Origin of the sequence: Vibrio sp. VP6 (assembly GCF_028823755.1) — a bacterium.
Taxonomy (GTDB): domain Bacteria; phylum Pseudomonadota; class Gammaproteobacteria; order Enterobacterales; family Vibrionaceae; genus Vibrio; species Vibrio parahaemolyticus.
Genome location: NZ_JAPEID010000023.1, coordinates 17,440 through 34,863, shown reverse-complemented (window position 1 = coordinate 34,863; position 17,424 = coordinate 17,440). Strand labels below are relative to the sequence as shown.

Annotated in this window: 19 protein-coding genes; 9 read left to right on the top strand and 10 right to left on the bottom strand. The window is 44.2% G+C overall.

Annotation, left to right across the window (positions count from 1 at the left end):
* Positions 1-155: 155 nt before the first annotated feature.
* Both elbB and OU793_RS15140 read right to left on the bottom strand, forming a co-directional pair.
* Positions 156-806, bottom strand: a complete 651-nt coding sequence (elbB, locus tag OU793_RS15145; protein ID WP_005482741.1) for an isoprenoid biosynthesis glyoxalase ElbB — start codon at positions 804-806, stop codon at positions 156-158.
* A gap of 12 nt (positions 807-818) precedes the next feature.
* Positions 819-974 (bottom strand): hypothetical protein, encoded by a 156-nt coding sequence (locus OU793_RS15140; RefSeq protein WP_020842294.1) that lies wholly within the window; start codon positions 972-974, stop codon positions 819-821.
* 120 nt (positions 975-1,094) lie between these two features.
* On the opposite strand from OU793_RS15140, the gene yddG reads away from it, so the two are divergent.
* A complete protein-coding gene (gene yddG / locus OU793_RS15135; RefSeq protein WP_159404311.1) occupies positions 1,095-1,997 on the top strand; it encodes an aromatic amino acid DMT transporter YddG in 903 nt (300 codons plus the stop codon).
* 190 nt (positions 1,998-2,187) lie between these two features.
* On the opposite strand, the gene OU793_RS15130 is transcribed toward yddG, so the two are convergent.
* A complete protein-coding gene (locus OU793_RS15130) occupies positions 2,188-2,754 on the bottom strand; it encodes a hypothetical protein (protein WP_005482595.1) in 567 nt (188 codons plus the stop codon).
* A 530-nt stretch (positions 2,755-3,284) separates the two neighbouring features.
* Between OU793_RS15130 and OU793_RS15125 the strand changes: the two genes are divergently transcribed.
* Together OU793_RS15125 and OU793_RS15120 are read left to right on the top strand one after the other, a co-directional pair.
* A complete protein-coding gene (locus OU793_RS15125; protein ID WP_017448068.1) occupies positions 3,285-3,614 on the top strand; it encodes a hypothetical protein in 330 nt (109 codons plus the stop codon).
* Between the two features lie 230 nt (positions 3,615-3,844).
* Positions 3,845-4,138: a hypothetical protein gene (locus tag OU793_RS15120; RefSeq protein ID WP_236578069.1), complete on the top strand. Its 294-nt coding sequence runs from the start codon at positions 3,845-3,847 to the stop codon at positions 4,136-4,138.
* Between the two features lie 104 nt (positions 4,139-4,242).
* Here the strand turns inward: OU793_RS15120 and OU793_RS15115 are convergent, their stop codons facing one another.
* A complete protein-coding gene (locus OU793_RS15115) occupies positions 4,243-5,139 on the bottom strand; it encodes a cation diffusion facilitator family transporter (protein ID WP_005462012.1) in 897 nt (298 codons plus the stop codon).
* A gap of 175 nt (positions 5,140-5,314) precedes the next feature.
* Entirely contained in the window at positions 5,315-6,193 is an 879-nt protein-coding gene (locus OU793_RS15110) for a LysR family transcriptional regulator (protein ID WP_005461877.1), read from the bottom strand.
* A gap of 225 nt (positions 6,194-6,418) precedes the next feature.
* On the opposite strand from OU793_RS15110, the gene OU793_RS15105 reads away from it, so the two are divergent.
* The gene (locus tag OU793_RS15105) at positions 6,419-6,994 is read left to right on the top strand and encodes a class I SAM-dependent methyltransferase (protein ID WP_180793897.1); all 576 of its coding nucleotides are present in this window, start codon (positions 6,419-6,421) and stop codon (positions 6,992-6,994) included.
* A gap of 57 nt (positions 6,995-7,051) precedes the next feature.
* Here the strand turns inward: OU793_RS15105 and OU793_RS15100 are convergent, their stop codons facing one another.
* Complete coding sequence (locus OU793_RS15100) at positions 7,052-9,022, bottom strand: acetoacetate--CoA ligase (RefSeq protein WP_025637319.1); 1,971 nt, start codon at positions 9,020-9,022, stop codon at positions 7,052-7,054.
* Positions 9,023-9,243: 221 nt separating this feature from the next.
* Here OU793_RS15100 and phhA point away from each other — a divergent pair, with 221 nt between their 5' ends.
* Both phhA and OU793_RS15090 read left to right on the top strand, forming a co-directional pair.
* Positions 9,244-10,038 (top strand): phenylalanine 4-monooxygenase, encoded by a 795-nt coding sequence (gene phhA / locus OU793_RS15095; RefSeq protein WP_140077328.1) that lies wholly within the window; start codon positions 9,244-9,246, stop codon positions 10,036-10,038.
* A complete protein-coding gene (locus tag OU793_RS15090) occupies positions 10,028-10,366 on the top strand; it encodes a 4a-hydroxytetrahydrobiopterin dehydratase (RefSeq protein ID WP_005482617.1) in 339 nt (112 codons plus the stop codon). Before phhA ends, OU793_RS15090 begins: the two co-directional genes overlap by 11 nt.
* A gap of 166 nt (positions 10,367-10,532) precedes the next feature.
* On the opposite strand, the gene OU793_RS15085 is transcribed toward OU793_RS15090, so the two are convergent.
* Positions 10,533-12,302: a choice-of-anchor I family protein gene (locus OU793_RS15085; protein ID WP_180760579.1), complete on the bottom strand. Its 1,770-nt coding sequence runs from the start codon at positions 12,300-12,302 to the stop codon at positions 10,533-10,535.
* Positions 12,303-12,513: 211 nt separating this feature from the next.
* On the opposite strand from OU793_RS15085, the gene OU793_RS15080 reads away from it, so the two are divergent.
* Positions 12,514-12,858 carry a HopJ type III effector protein gene (locus OU793_RS15080; protein ID WP_005498438.1) on the top strand — a complete coding sequence of 115 codons (345 nt, stop codon included), beginning with the start codon at positions 12,514-12,516 and terminating at the stop codon, positions 12,856-12,858.
* Between the two features lie 41 nt (positions 12,859-12,899).
* Here OU793_RS15080 and OU793_RS15075 read toward each other — a convergent pair whose 3' ends face one another.
* Complete coding sequence (locus OU793_RS15075; RefSeq protein ID WP_023585014.1) at positions 12,900-13,208, bottom strand: cysteine-rich CWC family protein; 309 nt, start codon at positions 13,206-13,208, stop codon at positions 12,900-12,902.
* 173 nt (positions 13,209-13,381) lie between these two features.
* On the opposite strand from OU793_RS15075, the gene OU793_RS15070 reads away from it, so the two are divergent.
* Both OU793_RS15070 and OU793_RS15065 read left to right on the top strand, forming a co-directional pair.
* Positions 13,382-13,597, top strand: a complete 216-nt coding sequence (locus OU793_RS15070) for a DUF3820 family protein (RefSeq protein WP_005375557.1) — start codon at positions 13,382-13,384, stop codon at positions 13,595-13,597.
* Positions 13,598-13,866: 269 nt separating this feature from the next.
* On the top strand, positions 13,867-15,117 hold the full coding sequence (locus OU793_RS15065) for a DEAD/DEAH box helicase (RefSeq protein ID WP_015313050.1): 1,251 nt from the start codon (positions 13,867-13,869) through the stop codon (positions 15,115-15,117).
* A 151-nt stretch (positions 15,118-15,268) separates the two neighbouring features.
* Here OU793_RS15065 and OU793_RS15060 read toward each other — a convergent pair whose 3' ends face one another.
* A complete protein-coding gene (locus OU793_RS15060) occupies positions 15,269-15,682 on the bottom strand; it encodes a VF530 family DNA-binding protein (RefSeq protein WP_005462112.1) in 414 nt (137 codons plus the stop codon).
* A 230-nt stretch (positions 15,683-15,912) separates the two neighbouring features.
* Entirely contained in the window at positions 15,913-17,136 is a 1,224-nt protein-coding gene (trpB, locus tag OU793_RS15055; RefSeq protein WP_005482634.1) for a tryptophan synthase subunit beta, read from the bottom strand.
* Positions 17,137-17,424 lie beyond the last annotated feature (288 nt).

Here is a 17,424-nt window from a genome sequence, read left to right as displayed (position 1 = left end):
TAGCCCAAATATGCAACTATTGACGCAAACGATTGGTAAAAATTGAAATCTGATGATGATTTATATCTCAATTAGACTAAAGTATAAAAAATCCCCATTGATATTCGATCTATCAATGGGGATTTAAAATTGAGTTTTAAGTTATCTATCAGTAATTAGGCGATTTCGACCAATTTTGATACCAATTTATCGATTCCTGAAGCTGCTTGCGAGATATTCTGCGCTAACATGTAAGCTGGCGTAGAAAGCACATTGTGTTTCTCGTCAAACACATACTCATCTACGTTACATTCAACGTGCTCTCCACCCATTTGGTGAAACGCGGCTGCGGTTGCGTCATCATTACCTATTGTGCCTTTTACGCCATGTTCGTAAATCATAGGAATAATGACAGGGGCAATGCAGAGGTAACCGGCAGGCTTGTTGGCATTTGCGAACGCACGGCAAGCTTGTGCAACGTGTGTATTAATCGAGCATTCCGCGCCAGAAACGGCAAAGTCAGTCAGATTTTTTGCTGCACCAAAGCCACCTGGTAACAATAGCGCATCAAAGTCTTCAACGTTCAGTCTAGCCACATCCTCAATGTTTCCACGCGCGATGCGTGCCGCTTCAACGAGCACGTTGCGTGGCTCATCCATTTCTTCGCCAGTGAGATGATTGATGACGTGTAATTGATCAATGTTTGGAGCGAAGCAATGCCAAGTAGCACCAGCTTTTTCGATGGCGTGCAGGGCTAGCACGGCTTCATGTAACTCTGATCCATCATAAACTCCTGAGCCACTCAAAATAACTGCGACTTTTTTCATTTTAAGATTCCTTTAGTCTGATATTTCCGTTTGTTGCTCTTTTATATTTGGGGATTGAGATTGAGCATTTGCCTTAGTTTCGACGATTTCTTGATCGTCGTCTTCTTCATCATAGTAGCGGACCACAAAAGGTGTCAGCATGACGCTCGATGGTAGAAAGTGTTTCATATCGACTCCAAACGCATAACAGAATCATTTTTATACTGAAATTTATAAAACAGTACGTTGAAGCGGATCATTTTTGAGTTAAGCTGAAGTTTCCTTTGGCATTCGTGAGTAGTAGGTCACATGAAATCCGTGCAATTTCGCTTCACACTTTATGGCTGCATTGCCATCCTCTCTTGGAGTTGCTTACTGGGTATTGCAAGGCTCGTAACCGAAAGTTTAGGGCCAGTAGGTGGGGCGGCGATGTTGTATTCGCTAAGTTCAATCTTTTTATTGATTGTGGTGGGTATCCCAAAGTTGTCTTACTTTTCTCCGAAGTATCTGATAGTTGGCGGCGCCATGTTTGTTTGCTATGAGCTCTTTCTTGCGCTTGCTCTTGGGTATTCGAATTCGCGAGCTCAAGCGATTGAGGTATCTATCGTCAACTATTTATGGCCCGCACTGACGGTGTTGTTTGCAGTGTTGGGTAGCAACAAAAAGCCAAATTGGCTGTTGTATCCAGCAGTAACCCTCGCGTTTATTGGTGTGGCTTGGACAGTGAGCGGCGATAACGGTTTATCCCCGACACAAATCATCTCGAACGTAAGCAGCAATCCGCTGGTGTACTTCATGGCGTTCACTGGCGCGGTGATTTGGGCGGTTTATTGTAATCTCACACAGCGACAGCAATCGAAGCACAATGCGATCACGTTGTTTTTTATCGCAACTGCGGTTTCGCTTTGGGTGAAGTACGCATTTGCGGATGAGCCTACAATGACGTTCTCATGGTCAGCTCTTGGATATCTGTTCGCATCGGCAGCGTTGATGGCGGGTGGTTATGGCTTATGGAACATCGCCATTGTTGGCGGGAACATGGTCTTTTTGGCGACTTTGTCTTACTTCACGCCGATTTTCTCTGCGCTGTTTTCGTCGCTTATCCTTGGTGTGACGTTGAGCAACGGTTTCTGGCAAGGCGTTATTATGGTGACGGTTGGGTCACTCTTGTGTTGGTTGGTAACAAAAGAGAAGCGAGAAGCTGCTGGTTAAACCCACATTATCTGAGTGATTAATGACGGGTTTGTGGCTTCTCCGGTTCTTGTCGGTGTTGATGGAGGCCTGCTCGAGCCGTCATCGTGTTATCGAACATGTCACCAATCATTTTCCAAGAGCAAGCATCAGTCACCAAGCTTAGATAGGTGTGGGAAGGTAAGTCGCATCATGAGATGCGATGTCTAACTTAGGCTTCGTTCCAGTTTGGTTCTTCTAACGCTGGCCAGAGCATCAAATCATCAATACCAACGTCCTTAAAGCCTATCTTTGAGTAATAGCTTTTAAGCGCTTCTACGCTTTCCTCTGAGCGATCTTCTAAAGGAAGAGCCTTTAGACCAATGATGTCGTAAATCGATGTAAAGCGTTCAATAAAGTCCTCAATTAAGGCTTTGGAATACTTATTTCCTCGATGCTCTTTCTTTACCTTTAGTTCGTGAATCACAATGAGACGATCTGGTTCTGGACAGATTCCCCAACGCATTGTTTCGTTACGTTTTGCGATGCTTTCTTTTAGCAAGTAATCATCATCAAGAATTTGGATAAAGTGGGCAATGCTGGCGTTAATGTTCAATAATTTATGACAGCTGATAGTACTCGAGGCTCTGGATAAATCTACGATGTAAAAGTCACACGTAGCGACTTCGGTCTCTTCTCCTTGGTCGACAAGAGCAAACATACTCGCTGTCATTACGTTGATACATGATTCAATATCATTTGAATAAGGAGCAGTTGTCAGGGCGTAGTTTATGATCATTGTTCTGTTCCTTTTCACTCGCTAGTAGCACAACGTCGTTTAATAAACGTGACGCGAACACTTAATTTGATGAGGTGTACCAAAATGACCTCCCTCAGATACTTTAATTAATTCATCGGGCTGTGTTGGCGGAGTGCTGACTCCCGCAATCTTCATACTCACCCCTTTTAAACTTTTTTTAAAATGTTTTACAGAGCTGGTATTACTTACAGATATTGGGAGTCAATTTCTTATTATGGTTAGCGTTAATCGGATGGGTGAGCATTCCGATAACGGCCAACTGACAGCGCAGGATTTTTCACGTTTTTCCTATCTAAAACAGTGATCTATTGCACATTTTTATTACCATTATTCCAGAAGTTTAGAATTTTAATGTCGAGTAAAAATGCAAATAAACTGCGTTCTCCACACGACCAAATTTTTCTATTATGTGCAAATTAAAAAAGTGATATATGTCAAAGTTTGCATATTAAGTCGCATTGATAATCGCCATCCCTTAAAGTTTTGACTTAACAACAAAAGGAGTAGATATGTTTGGCTTCTTTAAACGAAAAGCTTTAAAAAAAAGAGCCTTTAATCTATACAAAGAACTGGTATTTGGCAGGCTATATGAAGGCAACCGTTTCGGGCTAAATGCAGAAGACTTATGCAAAACAACAGGGCTTAATCTATTCTCGACCCTCAATCTGATTCATAGACTTATAGCGACAGGATTGGTGGAGGAGTATGAGCTTGTTGATGTCGTTTGCTACCGAGCGGTGAACGTGCCAATTTATCTAGATGACACCTCTCCGCCAAGTATTATTACCGATTATGTAAAACGTGCAATTGGCCGAGTTGATTTTAAAGGACTGGCTTAACCAACACTTTTTAAAACCGCCCCAAAAGGCGGTTTTGTCGTTTTGCACTGTCATTGCGTTTTCAACCATCAAGGCTGTATTGGATGTTTACTAAAAATTTGGAGTAATCCCGAGCGCCCGAGACAGGCTTGATTTGAGGGTTGAGAAGAAAACTGAATATGTGACATTTTGACGTAGCTAAGAAAAGGTTATGTATGCTTGGTTTATTAAATAGAAAGACTTTGAAAAGCATGGCTATGAATCTATATCACGAACTGGTACGAGGTCGTATATATGAGGGTAAGCACTTTGGGCTCAATGCAGATGATATTTCACAGAGAACAGGGCTCAATATACATGTGGCTATTGCTCTCATTCATCGGCTTATAGACAACGAATTGGTGGAAAAGTATGGCTTTAAGGACGATGTTAGCTATCGAGCAGCGAACATTCCGAACCACCTAGACAAAACATCTGCTCCAATGAGCATTTTCCAGTACGTAAACCGCTCAATTGGCCGAGTAGACTTCAAAGATCTAGCTTGAAACACAAAAAAACCGCCGTTAGTGGCGGTTTTTTCATTTTCGTAAAGACTGAACACTCAATTTAGGTGCTTTATGATAGAAATACCTGACTTTTGTTTCGTGTTCTAACAATTCGCCACGTTTAAGTTCAGTTGCAGTTTGAATCTGTGCTTCGACAGACGCGTGGTTAGCTGTTTTCGAGTTTGTTCAAGAGTGTCGAGTTCAATCATGTCATCATCAACGTGTAGATCAATGTTCACGCGAAGCTCTTGACCAACCTTCGTTATGCCTGCCAGTTTTAGCTGATGGTCAGATACTTTTTCAATTTCTAAAACGTCGTTACCAACAACCTGACAAAGCTCTTTGCTTGGTGTCATCATTAGTAACTCACGTAATGCGCCACACAACATATCAAATGGTACTTTTAGGAAGTAGAAGCCCATAAGTAGCATCATCATTGGGTCCGCGTAGACTGCGTAATGCGCGAATGGGGTAAGAGATACTAGCCATGCAGCGATAAAACCAACAGTAACTGCCACGCTTAATAGCGTATCCATTTGCCATTGTTTTTTCTCCGCATCGATCAGACCTGATGAGAAACGACGACTTTTTTTCGCCATAAACCACCAAGCGTAACCACAACCGATAACGTTCACGAGACCAAAGATAGTCGCGATTGAGGTATCAACCTCACGACCCCCAGTCATCAATGCAGAGATCGCTGAGTAAAGCGAAAAACACACAACAACAAGAATCACGGCCGCTTTAATCGCAATAACGATAGGTTCGAGTACCGCTTTACCAAATGGAAATACAGATTTTGATGGCTTACTGATGTAGGAAGATGCCGCCAGTGACAATAAAGTTAACAGTAAACTGACTAGCGAGTAAACACCGTCAAAAACGATGACAATCGACCCAACAAGCAAGCCAAGTACCATACCACCAGCTGCAAACCCAGAAGCTAAAAGGGCTGAAATGGTTAGAATACGGTTTTCGTTTTTGCTTGTCCTGTCACACATAAAAGATGCCTTTTGGTTTTAATACCTTACTATTCTTCTCTTCTGAGGCATTTTAGGCAACTACAAACTGAGTGGAAATTAAACGAGAAAGCGACCGTTTTATTATTTTTCTTTAAATACAATGACTTAATGCAGACTTGTGGTGTCAAATATATTGACAGTCACTGCCTTTTATTTAGAAGTCAAATAAATATTCGCTTAACTTATCTGCTAACCAAGTCATCGCTGGGTGTTCAATCTGACCGTTTGGTGCAAACATACAGTAGTCTTCTTGAGTCAAACCGTAAGTGTGTTTGATGACGGCAAGTTTTTGTTGGCGCAAGTAGTGGCGAATGAGCGGCTCTGGCAATACACCCCATGCGTCTTCCTCCAAAATGGTGTTGAGCATGTAATCGAAACTTGAGAAGCCAATGTATCGAGTTGAGAACGGCTGTAAGCCTGGGTTGTCTTTCTCGTTGAGGTAAACCATCAAAGCCTGCATTTGGCTGCGTAGATCTTCATCGGATACGCGACGCATCTTACTTAAGCGATGATCAACGCTACACACAGACATCATTCGGATTTTTCCCAGCGGTTTGTAAACAATGTGCGGGTCATCAATGCGTTCATAGTCGACACCGAATGCAAAATCGACTTGATGAGTACTGACTAAGTTAGCCAAGTCACCACTAGAGGCCAAGATGAGGTTAAACGTTGTAGAAGGGAATCGATTGTTGAGTCGGTGAGACAGTTCTTGCCACAAATCGTCTGGCAGCGAGTCATCACGCGCCACCCAGACTTCGGCGTTGAAGCCTTCGGATATTTGCGCGCATGTTTTTCTGATTCGTTGAGCTGTGACCAACAAATACTCGCAATCTTTGTAAATTGCTTTTCCCGCTTCCGAAAGCGTCAGTTGGTTTCCTGTTCTTGTGAACAACTCAACATCGAGCTCTTTTTCTAATGCCTTGATCGACATGCTGAGTTTGGTGCGGTTACAGTCTAACTGCCGCGCAGCTTCGGAGACTGAGCCACACTCTGCGATAGTGCAGAAAGCTTCTACCTGAGTTAAGTTCATGATTTGACACAACCAATTAAGAATTTGCAATAAAGTAGGGCACGATAGAGATGTGCTCCCAAAGCTGTGAAAGATTATCGAAAAAAATAGTAATTCGCCAGATAAGTCTATGGTCTTTTAGCGGTTTTGCGGTACCCTATAGCCTATTAATTTCAAAATGCGCCAACTGCATTTTGATGTCACATAGTGATATGTGGGCTATAAGAAGTGAACATGGAGGCCACGATGGCACAAGATTGGGACGGCTTAGCAAAGAACTGGGAATCGAACCCAGCAACAGAGCAATTTGCGCAGTCGGTGTTTGCACAGTTACAACAGCTAACTCAGCTTGATGGCATTAAAGTTTTAGATTTTGGATGCGGCACCGGACAATTAAGCCAATTGTTGTCACCCATTGTTAAGGATATTGTGGCGTTAGATGCGTCTGAAGCCATGATTGAAGAGCTCGACAAAAAAGAGTTACTCAACGTTGAGCCAGTCGTAGATGCATTATCACGAGGTTTAGTGGCGCAACATCCTGCTTTCCGCGGACAATTTGATCTTGTGGTTGCGTCTTCTGTCCTTGCTTTTGTCGATGATGTGGAATCATCGTTAGACATTGCTCATTCGTTGCTAAATGAAGGTGGTTACTTCGTTCATTTTGATTGGGTTGCAGAATTCGAGCAAGACGGCTTCACCTTAAGCCGCTCCGAGAATGCATTGAGCAACGCTGGTTTTGTCGATGTTGAAGCGAAAAAAGTGTTCGATATCACCTCTGATGGACAAACCGTGTCGGTATTAATGGGCGTTGGTCGCCGTTAACTTACCAAAAAGATTAAAAAAAGCGAGCCAAGGTGCTCGCTTTTTTGTGGGTGGAATCTAAGCTGATATCGCGGTTTGAATCTCTTGTAGTATCTCTGGATTGGCAATTGCGCCTAAGTTTTCAACTTGTCGACCATTGACTACTTGCTTGACGGCAAGTTCTACCAGTTTGCCTGATCGCGTTTTCGGAATATCGCTGATGGCGAAAATGGCACTCGGCACATGGCGTGGTGAACAGGCCGATTTCAGCTGCGCTTTAATGCTGCCGATTAACTCATCATCCAACTCATCTTGGCTTTCTAATTGAACAAAAAGCCAGATCTGTTCATTTCGATCCACTTCTTTCCCAACCGCGATGGAGTCGACGATGCCATCAATAGCATTCACCTGTTGGTAAATTTCTGCGGTACCAATTCTGACGCCACCTGGATTAAGAGTGGTGTCACTGCGGCCATAAAAAACAAAACCGCCAAGCTCACTTTTTTCTACATCGTCGCCATGATGCCAAACATTATCGAACTTATCCCAGTAAGCGCGATGGTAACGCTCGCCTGAATCACGCCAGAACCCAGAAGGGAAATTAGGCAGTGAATTGGCGCAAACCAGCTCACCTCGTTCACCTACGACACTGTGACCTTGTGGATTAAATACTTGCACATCAACGCCTAAGCCTGCAGATTGACACTCGCCTCGATAGACTGGTGATATCGGATTGCCTAATACAAAACATCCGCAAATATCTGTACCCCCAGCAATGGACGCTAAATGTACGTCTTCCTTTAAGTGCTCGTAAACGTAATCGAATTGCTCAGGATAAAGTACAGAGCCAGTTGAGCAAATCGTCTTGAGTGCGGGGAAAGCATCGGCTCTTTTCGGTGAGAATTGTGCTTTTTCAATCGCTTCTAGATATTTAGCCGACGTACCAAACAAGGTCACGTCAGCATTTTGAGCAAGGTTCCACAGCACCTTGTGAGAAGGATAAACAGGGCTACCGTCAAAAATGACTAAGCACGCTCCGCTTGCAAGGGCGGAAACGTGCCAATTCCACATCATCCAACCACAGGTCGTGTAGTAAAAAACTCGATCGTTCGGTTGAATATCGCAGTGCAGTTGATGCTCTTTGACGTGATTCAGAATGGTGCCACCGACCGAGTGCACGATGCATTTGGGTTTACCTGTCGTACCGGATGAATACAACACAAAGAGTGGGTCATTGAAGTTAACGCGAGTGTAGGTGAGGGGCTCAGGTGAGTATTGATTAAGCACGTTTTGCCAATCTTGGGTACAAACATCACATTCAAAGATGTGAGGCTTGAGATAGCTGATTTGGCATACTTGTTTGAGGCCATCGAGATGATCGGATATATGTTGGTTTTTTTCCGCCATGTCGAAAGTTTTGCCATTGAATGTGTAGCCATCACAAGTGAACAAAATTTTTGGTTTTACCTGTCCAAAACGTTCCAGCACACTTTCTACGCCAAAATCTGGCGAGGTTGACGTCCATGTAGCACCTAAGCTGGTGGTTGCCAACATCGCGATGACGGTTTGAGGAAGGTGCGGTAAGTAACCAGCAACAACATCGCCTTGTTTGATGCCACAATCCCTAAGCCACTGTTGAACACTCGAGACTTCATCACACAGCTGTTGCCACGTATAGGTCTGTCGTTCGTCACGCTCATTTTCAAACCAGATGGCGAGCTCATGTGGTTTTTGATAAGCAAAGCTCAATAAGTTTTCTGCGTAGTTAATATGAGCGTCAGGAAACCAACATAAATCGCGATTGAGTACTGGTTGTTGCCATTTGCTCTCGGCTTGGCTTTTTACTGTCTCACCTGCATTACCTATTACATCGCAAAAAAGCCAGACCTCTTGCCAAAACTGCTCGTTATGATCCAAAGACCATTGGTGCAGGTCTGCGTAGTTTTTTAGGTCAAACCCTTGTCGATTAATGTGTTCGATAAACTGAGTAATATTGGCTTCTGCGATACGACTTTCGCTCGGTTGCCATACTTTGTTGCTCTCGCGCATAGGTCCCTCTATAACAAAGTGATAACAGTTTCAGTCTGAGGGGGAATGCCAATAAAGTCAAACTCCCCCTTTAAAGCTTGTTGTTTTATAAATCATAATGTTACGGTTTGATGTAAACAATATGTTACATCAAACTTTGATTGAGAAAATCGATCAGGGATTGGAAGCTCTTAAGACTCCAGATAGGCTTAATGTAAAGGATTTGTTAATGGAGATGAGTCATGACTCAATATCGTTCAAAACCCGTTAGCCAGGATGGAAGGGTAGAATGGAGCCACGAAGAAGATGCCATTTGGCGTGACCTTGTCACGAGACAAATGAGCGTGATCAAAGAGCGTGCGTGTGATGCTTATCTACGTGGTTTGGAACTGCTGAACTTACCTCAGGATCATGTGCCTCAGTTGCCGGAAATCAATCGAGTCTTAATGGAAACAACAGGATGGCAGGTTGAGCCTGTGCCTGCTCTGATCGATTTCGACCGATTTTTTAATTTGTTGGGTAACAAACGTTTTCCAGTCGCGACTTTCCTAAGAACCCGAGAAGAGTTCGATTATTTACAAGAGCCGGATTTTTTCCACGAAATTTTCGGCCATTGTGCCATGCTCACGCATCCAGAGTTTGCTGCGTTTACGGAACATTATGGTCAGCTCGGACAAGCGGCAACACCAAAACAGAGAGCTTACTTGGCTCGTCTTTACTGGTTTACCGTTGAATTTGGTTTAGTGAAAGAAGGCACGAAAACCAAAATCTATGGCGGCGGCATACTCTCTTCCCCAGGAGAAACCATCTACGCATTGGAAAGCGAAAGTGCAATTCGTGAGTCCTTTGACCTACAAACGGTATTAAGAACGCCATATCGCATCGATATCATGCAGCCTAAATATTATGTGATTGATGATTTCTCCCAGCTTTTCCAAATTAGCCAATTGAATTTATTGAAACAAGCGGATCTAGCGATAGAAGCTGGATTGCTTCCACCACTTTTTGAACCTAAGGAACCTGCTCATGCTGAATGAACAAAAATGCGAAGCTTGTAGCTTTGATGCTATTGCCCTGACGAAAGAAGAACAGCAATCTCTCTTGCTGCAACTGTCCGATTGGCATCTCATTGAAAGGGACGACATTCCGCAACTTGAGAAGGTCTATAAGTTTAAGAACTTTAAACAAGCATGGGCGTTCAGCAACAAGATTGCGGAATTGGCAGAAGAAGAATTTCATCACCCATCAATTTTGCTTGAGTGGGGCAAAGTCACCGTGACTTGGTGGAGCCATTCTATTAAAGGTTTGCATAAGAACGATTTCATCTGTGCGTCTAAGTGTGATGCGCTGGTGTTGAGCGAATAAACACGAATGGGCAGCCGTTGTTTGCTACTCATGCTCTGAAAGCATTAACACACTTAACCGTGAATAGGAAACGCCCGAACTGATATTCGGGCGTTTCCTATTTAGCACTTCTGTTTTATGGCCACGGTTTTAGCGCCACAGTTGTAGACACTTAGAGATACTGTTTTTAGATTTCGATACGAAAAACAGAGGTTGTGCCCGATACCTCGTTACCGACGGCAATAAAATGTTGTCCGTTACGAGCAAAGTAGTTAATTGACTCGGGCGCTAGATCGCCCGCTTTAGGATTGTAAGTGTCATTTGCACACTCACCATCTTCTACCAACGTACATACTGGTTGGGTGTAATCGCGGTGGTTTACATAATGCAAGAACTGCGCTTGTTTTGGCTCGGTGATGTCGTAAACCATAATACCGCCTTGGCGCTCTAAACCGATAAATGCGTAGTATCGACCATTGATTTTCGCTACTTCGATGGCTTCTGGCTCGATGCCTTTATCATCACTTCTGTCATCACCGCTACTGTTGCTGTCGTTTGTGCTGTTGAAGTGTTTACCTTCGTTCAAGAGGGCAACTGTTGCGAAATCGTCTCCACTATCAAAAACTAGCTCACCATTTTCATTCCAAATTGAGAATGAACGCGCGCCAAATGCTTGAACGTTTTCTTCTGCGTTTAATGTGTGGTTTGGTTTGATAACTTTGAGTCTAGCTAGCTGTTTGTTGTCTTTCAGAGCTCCAGCAAGAGGGTGGTCGGTCGTAACTTTGAGTTTTTTGCCACGGACTTCGTCGATATGGCTCAAACAGGAGCCTTTGACATTGGTGTAATCTGGCGTACCTTGATAGTCATCCTCGTCCCACTTGAACCCTGCTTGATCACATTCAGCTTGAGTGGTTTTAAAACCATATTCGCGACCATCCCCTTCGTTGGCTGAAACAATGTAGGTTTGGCCGTTGACAGAGTAACTGTCTAGCGTGTCGGGCATGTACAAGCCAACCAGCTGCGGATAGCTTTTCAAATTGCCGATGATCTTATCTTTATTTGAGGCGTCCAGCTTTGAATTTGACCAAGACTTTTCCCCTAAAGCGACAATTTTTTCTACCGATTGGCTTTGTGGATCAATAATCGCCATTGCGTTATTTTCCTGCAAGGCGACATAAATTTTCCCGTTGTCGGCAAACGTCAGATATTCCGGTTCAAGGTCTTGAGCAATTGAGGCATTAGGGCCGGAAATACGCACCGCTTTTGGCAATTCATCTGAGCGCACTCCATCAAATTCGCCAAAGCCAATTTGCGTAACGTCAGCATTGTTAATACCTTTGCTCAAATCGACCAACGTCACGCTACCTTCGGGATCGATACTGTAATCGGAGTTCGGTTCGCCTTCGTTTGCGGTGGCAATGTAACGACCATCTTTAGAAAAACCAACCATATCTGGCAGCGCACCGGTTTTGAAAGTGGTGATTAGAGAAAGATCATCCGAGCGATACAGCGCGATCAAGCCATCTTCCTGCTTATTATTGTTTTCAATCGCGACGGCGACTAAACCATTAAATACAGCAACACTGTTGGCCGCGCCGATTTCAATCCCTGCGGAAGTGCCCGCATCGGTTAGGTCAATAAAATCAGTTTGTGAAGGCGCACTGCTTTCGTTGAGCGACAACACATCCACACGTTTGGCTTGAGCATTGACCACGTAGAGTTTGTCCGTGCACGCATCATAGTTCACGATTTCTGCGGCAGAAGTATCAAACGGCGCATCGGCGATAGATGACCCAACAAACGTCAAACCTTGGATTGAGGTTTCCCCAACAGCGGGTGAACTGATCGGCTTACATTGTGCACTGAAAGATGCGATAACATCGTTCTGTTGCGATGAACACGCGATGGCGAGCGTCGATAACGCCATTGCACCTATTGCCTTAAGTGGGGTGGTCATGATATCTCCTTATCAATCCGATATACTGTCGCTCAATGCATGATTTTCAGATATCTATTCATTCACGGCAGTGGACGATAATAGAGCATTGATTGACGTGTGATTTGGTAAGGCTCTGAATATATGTATGATTTATGACTCTTATATGGGCTTTTTATGAAACAAATGTGTCATTGGCGAGATTGCGATGGCATTAGGATTTGGAATGAAAATGGAACTACAACAATTTCTTGATGCGCTGGCATCGTCACCTGAAAAGATTGAATTTGAAACGACGATGGCGGTGATTGAAGACAATTACGATTTTACGCCCGCTGCATTTACGAATGGCAATACGCAAAATGACGCGAATGAAAACAACGGTTCGTGCAAAATTTTTGCATTCGGCTTATTGAACACTCTCGATAAAGAAGCGACGTTGGCGTGTTTTGGTCGTTTCTACCGTGAGGACGTACTGCTTCACCCAGAAAACAACGATCACCAAAATATCCGCAATTTCATGGTGACGGGGTGGGAAGGCATTCAATTTGAGACTTCTGCGCTTACCGCGAAATAGTTATCATTTTAGAATCGCGTTACATGAAGAAGCCAGTCGTATTATGCGACTGGCTTTTTTTCTAAACACTTGCGGCATAAACAAAGCTGATCGGACTCCGGTTTAGGCAAGTCACGAGGCTCAATACCAAAACACCAACACGTTTCTTTTCCTGCTGCAATATCGCAGTGAGCTTGCGAATCGCATTCAGGACAACTGTGGGTGGAATCTTCGCCGGTGATTTGGTCGATAATGGTTTCACGTTGGAGTTCGGTTTTGTCTTTCCACTGGATGATTTCATCCATCGTTCGGTGACAGCCAGAACAAATTCCAGCGTTATTTTTACAGGCTGCTCTACATGGTGACTTCATTGCATTCTCGTTCTAATTTTTAATGTCGCGTACTCTAGCACAAAGCAACTCAAAGCCGTCAAAATAAACCGCCCTAACGATCGTTGAGCTTCTTGCCTTATTTGGTCCTTTAACTGGTGAGGGAGCACCGCTGGTGATACTCTTGCGGGAGATGTCTTAACCGCGCTTCATTTATGTTAGAAAAAGAAAACCTGATTAAACTGGCAAGAATGCAAATGCCATTTGGCAAATATGCAGGCAGAGTACTTATTGATTTACCTGAGGAATATTTGCTGTGGTTTGATAAAAAAGGCTGGCCGAGCGGCGAGTTAGGTGACCTATTAAAGCTGTGTTTAGCGTTAAAAATTGAAGGGCTAGACAGCGTCGTGAAACCTTTGAAAAGGATGTAACCTGCCTCGGTAACCCTATTTCCCACGATACAGTGTGTTTTACTTCTAAAGAGTCAGACTGCCTGACTCTTTTTTCTTTAAAGTGAATCGTCAATGAGCTCATAAACGATGGTTTATCATGAAGGGATTCACGAATATTAGGCAAAGAGCATTCCTGACCTTTACAGCGCTGCTCCAAACTACCTCTGTTTCGCGCATTATCGCTAACATCCTTGTGCTAAATAGCATAAGATACTCGGCCTTTACCCAGCACTGAGCCTCTCATCGTAATGACAGATAAAACACAGCAAGCGACATTTGCCGATCTTGGCCTGATTCCAACCTTAGTCGAACGACTAGAAGCGTTAGAATATAACCAACCAACACCTATTCAATCTCATGCTATCCCTCATGTGCTTGATGGCAGGGATATGATAGGCGGAGCCAATACGGGCTCAGGTAAAACCGCCGCTTTCTCGCTGCCAATTCTGCAGAAAATTCTTCAGCAAGGTGAATCAAATGATCGTCGTGGTAACTTCGTTTCTCATCTGATTTTGGTTCCTACTCGTGAGCTGGCGTCGCAGGTGGCTTACAACGTTAAATCTTACTCATACCATCTTAGAGATAAGATCAAAACGGTTGCCGTATTTGGTGGCGTATCCGTGAACCCGCAAATGCTAGCGCTGCGTGGTGGCTGTGACATCATTGTTGCAACGCCGGGACGACTACTTGATCTGGTATCGAGTAATGCGATTAAGTTAGACCAAGTAAAAACGCTCGTGCTCGATGAAGCCGACCGTATGTTGAGTTTAGGATTTACCGAAGAGCTCAATAAGATTCTTGCCTTACTGCCAGAGAAGAAACAGACACTACTATTTTCTGCTACTTTCCCTGAGAAAGTCACGACGTTGGCTCAGCACTTACTTAACGATCCTGTTGAAGTTCAGTTACAGAGTGCAGAAGCCAGCACTTTGGTGCAGCGCGTGTTTAGTGTCAATAAAGGTGAAAAGACGGCGGTACTCGCACATCTAATCAAACAGCATCAATGGCGCCAGACTTTAATTTTTGTGAACGCTAAGAATGCCTGTAACCACCTAGCTCAGAAACTGTCAAAACGCGGCATCACTGCAGAAGTTTTTCATGGCGATAAAGGACAAGGCGCTCGTACTCGTGTTCTTGATGGTTTTAAGTCTGGTGAGATTCAAGTACTGATTGCTACCGATATCGCAGCGCGCGGTCTCGATATTGAAAAATTGCCAGTGGTGATTAACTTCGATCTTCCGCGTAGTCCTGCCGATTATATGCATCGCATTGGACGCAGCGGCCGTGCGGGGGAAGTGGGGCTAGGTCTATCTCTTATCGATTACGATGACTACCACCACTTTAAAGTGATAGAAAAGAAAAATAAGTTCCAGCTTGAACGCGAGCAGGTAGAAGGCTTTGAAGTGGAAGATGACCAAAGTGAAGCCTACTTTTTACCGATGAAGCCGCGTGCAAAGCCAGCAGGAACGGGTAAAAAGAAGAAAAAGCGTAATCAGTAGAAGACGTAATCTACAAGTTAGTCGAATTACGAGAGTTTCTTGGGCGGAGATGAACCAGTTGGCCACTCGCCGCCGTTAACCCTTTTAAGGAACAATAGTAGAGCCTTACTGGATCTGTCAGTAGGGCTCTATTGTTTTCCAAGGAAGTATACTAGCGACGTGTCGGACGGCCACGAGATGAGCGTTTTTTAAATGAGGATGCTGCTTTCGCTTGTGAATTGAGAATAGAATCAACGGTTAGCGGCATTGGCTCTTTAGGCTCAAGACCGTGAGGGAAAGTACGGGCTCGTGGTGGCAAATTGTATTCTTCTTCACTCGCGCGTGGCATGCGCTTAAAGCGATAAAGATAAAAGTTTTCTAATTTTTCTCTCGCCCATTCAGTTTTCTTTAAATACTTCACGCTACTTGCAATCGAAGGCTTGGTATTAAAGCAATTAAAACGCATGGCTGTATCTAGAATGTCCCAGCCATAAAAATCTACCAACTCTTGCAACATAGTCTCTAGCTTTAACCCATGCAGTGGGTTGTTTTGTTGCAGTTCGATTCTTTCTTCGTCAGTCATCATTTTAGGGGCCTTACTCATCAAAGGGCGGAGTTTAGCAAAGTATACATTACAGAGATATCTATAGTTAGGCGGCGATGGTTTGAATAGAAACGCCAGAAGGCCTAGGCAGCGTAGTTAAGCCACTAAAGCAAAGGTAAATTGAGAGAAAACTACAAAGCCACCTTGTTTTAGGTGGCGTTGCTTTTGTCTGCGCGTTGCGATTAAACGTAACTCAGCTCAGTGGCTGCCAGTTAGATAAGCGACTCAATGCCGTATTTTGCACCGTAGTTTTCAACCACAAAATCGATGTCTTTGTCGCCTCGACCTGAAAGGTTGACAAGAATCGAACCTGATTCACCTTGTTGTGCCAGTTTGATTGCGTATGCGACTGCGTGGGAAGATTCGATAGCCGGAATAATCCCTTCTTCACGAGACAACTCAAAGAAGGCGTCTATCGCTTCGTCATCGTTGATTGAACCATAGTTCACGCGTCCTATGTCTTTTAAATAACTGTGCTGTGGACCTACCGATGGGTAATCCAAGCCACTGGCGACGGAGTGTACCTCTTGTGGTTCGCCTTGTTCATCTTTAAGCATGTAAGACTTAAACCCGTGCATGATGCCTGGCTCGCCAAGCGTTAGGGTGGCTGCGTGTTCACCCACTTTGTCCAAAGATCGTCCAGCAGGCTCGACGCCATGGATCGCGACGTTTTCATCTTCTAAAAATGCGCTAAACAACCCCATGGCATTTGAGCCGCCACCCACACACGCGACAAGATTGTTCGGCAGTTTGCCCGTCATTTCTTTGAACTGAACTCGCGCTTCGTTCCCGATGATGGATTGGAAATCGCGAACCATTTTAGGGAATGGGTGAGGGCCAACCACGGAACCAATGGCATAAAGCTGAGTTTCTGGATCTTTGAGGTACGCTTCAAAGGCAGCATCAACGGCTTCTTTCAGCGTTTTACGTCCGTGCGTGGCAGGAATCACGTTAGCACCAAGGATCCTCATACGGACAACGTTCGGATGCTCTTTGGCGATATCGACTTCGCCCATGTAAATGTCACATTCTAAGCCAACCAAAGCGGCAGCAGTCGCCAATGCCACGCCATGCTGGCCTGCACCAGTTTCCGCAATCAGTTTCTTTTTGCCCATTTTCTTCGCAAGGATGGCTTCACCTAAACAATGGTTAATTTTGTGAGCGCCAGTATGGTTCAAGTCTTCTCGCTTTAGATAAATGTCGGCACCGTATTTCTTAGATAGATTCGCGGCATGAAAAATAGGGCTAGGTCGACCGACAAAGTGTTTATAAAGGCGAGCTAACTCGTCTTTGAACTCTGGATCTTGGCAACATTCTTCGTAAGCGGCGTTAATGTCTCGCATGATTTGCTCAAGCTCTGGCGGAACAAAGCTGCCACCATATTCGCCAAAATATCCTTCATTGTTGGGCATGTTGTGGTCGAAAGAATTTTTCATTAGTTACGTCCTAGTAAATGAGAGTATTGATACTTTTATACCCAAATTCACAAATAGGTTGTGTGATCAGTTGCTTAAATCGTGATGCTGCTATCATGAACTAGTCAAATAGTACGAGATTGATCTTGTCTGGAGGAAAATGTGAGTAAGAGGAACAAAAAAGGTCCCGAAAGACTCTAGGCTGTCACAAGGGTCTTTCGGGACAAACAGAGTACAAGGAAGTGTACTCTGCGATGGTGTCTGAAAACGAAAGTTAGATTCGCTTCCGTTGGCAGATGTTAGGGATTT